The following is a 6686-nucleotide window of genomic DNA, read 5'->3' on the forward strand; positions in this document are numbered from 1 at the left end:
ACAATAGCAAGAGTGAACCACCTGATCCCTTCCCGAACTCAGAAGTGAAACCTCTTAGCGCTGATGGTAGTGTGGGGTTACCCATGTGAGAGTAAGTCATCGCCAGCTCATTATTCGAAACACCCCCAACTTAAACGTTGGGGGTTTTTTTTATGCGTGGAGAAAAAAGGGAAAAAAATAATAAGAAAAGCAGCAGGATAAAATAGGGAAATGATAAAAATATTGTTAGATTGAGGCTTGAATTATCTAAACATGGATGATTATTAGACAATCAACGCATTCAAAAATCATCAATTAAAGTAATTCTCAGCTTAAAATGCCGGAAAATCTGAATGTAAGTCAGCTAAAACAACAGTTTAAATGTCTAACTATCGACTTAAGTGATGTCTGATGACTTATGATTTAGAAATCTACGACTTAGATCGTAGAGTTGCGATTTTTTTCTATAAAATTTGAGTTTTATTCTGACAATTTTCATATCAAATAATCTATCGTCTGATTGTGATTTAGCTTCTAATAACACATTGATAATTAATCATTATAAAAACTAGACCCGCAGTCCATCGACTTTTTTATGTATAAATATTTCAAAAATATCCGAGTTTTTATGACATTTTATTCCCAAACAACATGGATATATCTGAAAGGTATGGGTCTATACCTTTGTAATTTTGGACAATTTACAGTCAAAAACGGCATTGTAGCGAAAAATAAAACTCACAATTGGAGGTGAGGTTCAATGTCTACAAGCACAATGAATGTGAATAGCGTTGTCGATAACGCTAAGTTCACAAAATCGCATTTTAGCATCATGATGTGGTGTCTAATTCTTATTTTATTTGATGGTTACGACTTAGCGATCAATGGTGTTGCGCTGCCTTTATTGATGAAAGATTGGGGATTAACAGCTGTTCAGGCAGGTATGCTAGCGAGTACAGCACTTGCAGGGATGATGTTTGGTGCCATGATGTTTGGTACTTTGGCTGATAGGATTGGCCGTAAAAAAGTTATCATGATTTGTGTATTTTTATTCAGTACATTCACATTTTTAGGCGGTTTTGCATCAAATCCAACGGAATTTGGCGCGTTACGTTTTATTGCTGGACTTGGCATTGGTGGGGTATTACCGAACCTTGTGGCATTGACATCTGAATATGCACCTAAGCATCTACGCAGTACTTTAGTGACCACTATGTTCAGTGGTTATGCAATGGGTGGCATCATGGCGGCTCTCTTTGGTTCATGGTTTACTGCGGATTATGGCTGGCAAATCATGTTCTTCATTGCGGGTATTCCACTGTTACTGTTGCCATTTGCTTGGAAATTTTTACCTGAATCGCTCACATTTTTGGTGAAGGTGAATCGTCATGATGAAGCACGTCGTATGATTCAAACCATTGCACCTGAACAAACCGTGACTGCAAATACTCAACTGGAACTGACTGAAGTTGCGGTTCCGGGTGGAACGTCTGTTAAAGCGTTGTATAAGCAAGGTCGTGGCGTAAGTACGATGTTGTTTTGGCTGTGTTTCTTTATGTGTCTATTAACCCTTTATGCATTAGGCAGTTGGTTACCAAAACTAATGATGGCCGCAGGTTATTCATTAGGTAGCAGTTTGACCTTCCTATTGGCGATGAATATTGGTGCGGTGATTGGTACGATTGGCGGCGGTATTTTAGCTGACAAATTCCATTTAAAACCGGTGATCATTACATTATGTCTCGCAGGTGCTGTGGCACTATCTTTACTCGGCTTTAATTCACCACAGCCTGTGATCTATCTTTTGGTTGCAGTCGCAGGTGCATCGGCAATTGGTTCACAAATCTTGCTGTATAGCTATGTTGCACAGTACTATCCGTTGTCTGTACGTTCGACAGGTATTGGTTGGGCTTCTGCAGTTGGTCGTACAGGTGCGATTGTTGGTCCTATTCTGATCGGCTATTTATTATCACAAGAATTGCCACATCAAATTAACTTTATGGCCGTAGGAATTCCAGTAGTCATCGCAGCGATTGCAGTGTTCTTTATTCGCAAAGCGCAAACGGATGAAGAGGTTGCCGCTTTAGAAAATGTGAATAAGGCTTCAGTGAAAACACAGCGTTCGTATAGCTAAAACATAGATTTAAAAAGCCCGTCATTTGATGGGCTTTTTTTATGTTGTACTCATAATTCTTATCATTGAATTGGGGCTGAATGATTTATTAAAACATATTGATAAATAATGAGATTTAATATTTTAAATAGCTTTTCTAATTTAATTTCATCGTTATATAGAGACTCGATCATACGTTTTTCAGTACAAGCAGAGGTCTGAAAATAGGGGATGAAGTTCAGGGCGTATAAGTAATCAAGTTTGAGGCTTGAGGTTCATTTTGTTACTTAAATATAGTGAACTCTGTGCTCAGTCAGCGCATGATAGAGGCATAGATTTATTCACATTTATCAATAATGTCTCAAGATCATGGAAATATCGTCATGTCCAAAGCCGTACAAGATATAAAAGACTATCCGCTCTATGTTGCAGGTAAAGCATTGACTACCGATCAGTGGTTAGAAGTGGATCAAAAATATACCCAAGACGTATATGCACGCGTTGCACTCGCAGATGCTGCAACCATTGAAAAAGCCATTGATTCAGCGGTTAAATCTAGCGCTGCAATGGCGGCATTGGAACCTTTTCAAAAACAAAAAATCTTACTGCACTGTGTTAAACGTTTTAATGAAATGCGTGCAGAATTGACTGAAATTTTAATTGCGGAAGGTGGAAAACCGTGTAAAGCCGCAGCTGCTGAAGTTGAACGTTTAATTAATACCTTTCAAATTGCTGCCGATGCTGTCACACAGATGGATGATGGTCGCATGATCCCATTGGCGGTTACTGCAGCGGCATCTGGCTATCAAGGCATGGTCAAACATGTGCCGATAGGCCCTGTATCGTTGATCAGCCCGTTTAATTTTCCGATCAATCTGACTGCGCATAAAATTGCACCTGCCATTGCTGCAGGCTGTCCATTTGTGTTGAAGCCTGCAAGTTTGACGCCTATTTCAGCTTTAAAAATTGCGGAAGTTTTAGCAGAAACAGATTTACCTAAAGGTGCCTTTTCGGTTTTACCTTGTCCACGGGAACATGCAGATGTATTAGTCACAGACGACCGATTTAAACTGCTCAGCTTTACCGGTTCCGATGTTGTGGGTTGGGATATGAAAGCGCGTGCGGGACGTAAAAAAGTGACTTTGGAACTCGGTGGCAACGCTGCGGTATTGGTTGAGCCCGATACGGAAATTTCAGCAGCATTTATTGAGCGCTTAGTGGGTGGGGCGTATAACCATGCAGGGCAGGTGTGTATCAGCGTACAACGCATCTTGGTGCATGCCGATATCTATGCCGATGTGAAGAAAAAACTTGTGGCGAGAATGAAGCAGCTTAAAGCGGCTGATCCTCAGTTGGAAAGCACCATGGTCGGTCCAATGATTAAGGAAGCGGAAGCAACACGCGTGCATAAATGGGTCGATAAAGCAGTAAAAAAAGGTGCTAAAGCATTGGTTCGTGGTGAACATCAGGGGGCTTTGCTCGATCCAATTTTATTGGAAAATGTCGATGAATCACTAGAAGTGTATAAAGATGAAATCTTTGGCCCTGTAGCGATTTTAGAGAAATACAAAAATTTTGAAAAAGGCATCGCCAAAATTAATAGCAGCCGTTTTGGTTTACAAGCGGGCGTCTATACGCAAAATTTGAATAAAATGCTGTATGCGTGGAATCACTTAGATGTCGGTGGAGTGATTATTAATGACATTCCATCTTTCCGTGTTGATAACATGCCATATGGTGGCGTAAAAGATTCTGGCTTAGGCCGTGAAGGAATTCAGTCTGCCATTCGAGATATGCAAGAAGAACGCGTATTGGCGATAAAACTGTAGCAGTTTAAACTTGGGCTTGGTTCAGTATGGATCTGTTCGAAGCCCATTTTTTAATCATTTCAAAAACTAAAGTGCATAAGAAAAAATGAAACGAATTTTATTATTGGTCAGTTTGATGACCGTGAATATGGCTGTCTTTGCCTTTAACGCCACTCAAATGGTGACCGATGCACGCAGTCAAATTGGGAAAACCTTATATTATGATCCTGCATATACTGCACTGCGTTATCCGATGGGAGATGTTCCCTTAATCAAGGGTGTTTGTACCGATGTGATAATTCGTGCATTACGACAGCAAGGGATTGATTTACAAAAAGCCATTCATGAAGATATGAAAGCCAATTTTAAGCAGTATCCACAAAAATGGGGCTTAAAAAGTACTGATAAAAATATTGATCATCGGCGTGTTCCCAATATTCAAACTTGGATGCAACGTCAGGGCTTTGTTGTCAAAGATAAACAGTATTTGGCAGGAGATATTGTCACTTGGGACTTAGGACGTGGTTTAGTGCATATCGGCGTGGTTTCAGATCATAAAGTGAAAGCTAGCGATGTTCCGCTCATCATCCATAATATTGGAGAGGGCACACAGGAAGAAGATATTTTACATGCCTATCAAATTACCGGACATTATCGAGTGAAATAACTATAAAAATTTAATCGGAAATAAAATATTCCTAAAAGTTATATTATTGATAACTTAAATTGTATGAAAAATAAGCTGATTAAATGAACATTTAAGCCTAAACACATTATAAAAATGGAATATTTGCCGTAGAAATTACAGAAAAACTTAAAAAAAGTGAGTATTGTTAATTCATACAAAGGGAAAGTTATTTGTGGTGTTTTTAACCAAAATGCGCATGTGATTTTTCTGTTTGCAATTTGGTATAGACGCTCACAAGGTATCTCACCAGATCAAACACCCAGAATTTTATTTTTATGGTTCTTTTTTTGCTCGCGATATAACCATAACAAGCAGCAGTTAAAGATGCCTGAGGTTTAGGTGTTCTATGTCAGATAATCGTGAAAACTGGTCGGCACGATCAGGATTTATCATTGCCGCTATTGGTTCCGCTGTAGGTTTGGGAAACATTTGGCGTTTCCCTTACGTGGCGTATGAAAATGGTGGCGGTGCATTTTTAATTCCCTATTTAATTGCAATTTTTGCAGCGGGTTTGCCTTTATTATTCTTAGATTATGCAGTGGGGCATAAATTCCGAAAAGCACCGCCTACTGCATATAAAAAACTTATGAACAGTGAGGCATTAGGCTGGTGGCAAGTGATGGTGACACTCATCATCGGGATCTACTATGCCAGCGTATTGTCATGGGCCGGCAGTTATATTTTCTACTCAATTGGTCAAAAATGGGGTGAAGATACGCAAGGCTTCTTCTTTAATACCTACTTGCAAAATGCCGATGGAATTGCCTTTGGTTTTGTACCGACCTTATTTTTTGGATTGGTGATTGTTTGGGCGATTACCATGTTCATTTTATATGGTGGTGTGAAGAAGGGTGTAGAGCTTTCGAATAAAATCTTTATTCCATTGTTGGTGATTTTGTTCTCGATTTTGGTGATTCAAGCAGTGCGTTTACCGGGTGCTACAGAAGGTTTAAATGCATTCTTTACGCCAAACTGGGATGCGATGACTGACTATAAAGTATGGTTAGCAGCCTTTGGTCATATCTTCTTCTCGTTATCGATTGGTTTCGGGATTATGTTGACCTATGCGTCTTACTTAAAAGCAAAAACCAACTTGACCGGTTCAGGTGTAGTCGTTGCATTAGCCAACTCATCATTTGAAATTTTAGCGGGTATTGGTATTTTTGCGGCATTGGGCTTTATGGCACATAGTGCGGGGGTACCTGTAAATGAAGTGGTTTCAGGCGGTATTGGTCTTGCGTTTATTGCTTTCCCGAAAATCATTTCGAGCTTGGGTACGGGCGGTGATTTATTTGGTTTCTTGTTCTTCTCATCACTTGCAGTTGCGGGTATAACGTCAATGGTGAGTATTTTGGAAGTGCCAATTGCGTCGTTCCAAGATAAATTCGGCTGGTCACGTAAAAAAGCTGTAACGATTGTTGCGGGTGGTTCTGCCATTGTATCGACTTTAATTTTCTCAACCCACAGTGCGATTACTTTCGTTGACATCATTGACTACTTTGCCAATAACATTGGTATCGTGGCGGGTGGTTTGTTCTCGATTATCTTGGTGTCGTGGTTCCGTCGTCCATTGCTTGCGCAATTACGTGATCATGTGAATCAATATTCAAGTATCAAATTGGGCTTTGGTTGGAACTTCTTATTAACGGTTGTTACTCCGCTTTCATTATTAGTAGCTTTAGGATTAACCATTAAAGACGTTGCGTCTAAAGGCTATGGTGGTTATCCAGTTGACGTGTTATTGCCTGTAGCCGGTTTAGTCATTGCGATCTTTGCGCTTGGTGCGATTGTATTTAGTTGCATGAAAGACAAAAAACCTGAGGAGAAATAACATGAATACATCTGCATTAATCATGATGATCATTTCAATGGTTTTACTTTGGGGCGGTTTGATCTTAGCGTCGATTCATTTAGCAAAACATCCAGATGAAGAAGATTAAGCTTCATCGTTGATAAAAAGGAACCCGAGGGTCACTGCTGTCCCACAAAAATCACAAGAGGAACCTCAATTGAGGTTCCTCTTGTTTTATCACCCTCTTGTCTGGTGAGAATAGCGATTTCAAATACTTCCTTTCGAATAAGTTCACTTGGATAATTC

Annotated in this window: 5 protein-coding genes and 1 rRNA gene; all 6 read left to right on the top strand. The window is 39.8% G+C overall.

All coding sequences use genetic code 11. The features are described from left to right. Positions 1–108 (top strand): 5S ribosomal RNA (gene rrf / locus FTU16_RS16095); the annotation flags it as partial. A 631-nt stretch (positions 109–739) separates the two neighbouring features. Next, the gene (locus FTU16_RS16100) at positions 740–2113 is read left to right on the top strand and encodes an MFS transporter (protein WP_180035039.1); all 1374 of its coding nucleotides are present in this window, start codon (positions 740–742) and stop codon (positions 2111–2113) included. A gap of 362 nt (positions 2114–2475) precedes the next feature. Next, the gene (locus FTU16_RS16105) at positions 2476–3921 is read left to right on the top strand and encodes an aldehyde dehydrogenase family protein (protein ID WP_180163684.1); all 1446 of its coding nucleotides are present in this window, start codon (positions 2476–2478) and stop codon (positions 3919–3921) included. 115 nt (positions 3922–4036) lie between these two features. Then, complete coding sequence (locus tag FTU16_RS16110; protein WP_373683909.1) at positions 4037–4567, top strand: DUF1287 domain-containing protein; 531 nt, start codon at positions 4037–4039, stop codon at positions 4565–4567. Between the two features lie 367 nt (positions 4568–4934). Next, the gene (locus tag FTU16_RS16115) at positions 4935–6419 is read left to right on the top strand and encodes a sodium-dependent transporter (RefSeq protein ID WP_180163686.1); all 1485 of its coding nucleotides are present in this window, start codon (positions 4935–4937) and stop codon (positions 6417–6419) included. 1 nt (position 6420) lies between these two features. Beyond that, a complete protein-coding gene (locus tag FTU16_RS16120) occupies positions 6421–6528 on the top strand; it encodes a methionine/alanine import family NSS transporter small subunit (RefSeq protein WP_078194501.1) in 108 nt (35 codons plus the stop codon). The last annotated feature ends 158 nt before the right edge of the window (positions 6529–6686 follow it).

It is taken from the genome of Acinetobacter sp. YH12069 (genome assembly GCF_013419675.1).
Lineage (GTDB): Bacteria > Pseudomonadota > Gammaproteobacteria > Pseudomonadales > Moraxellaceae > Acinetobacter > Acinetobacter amyesii.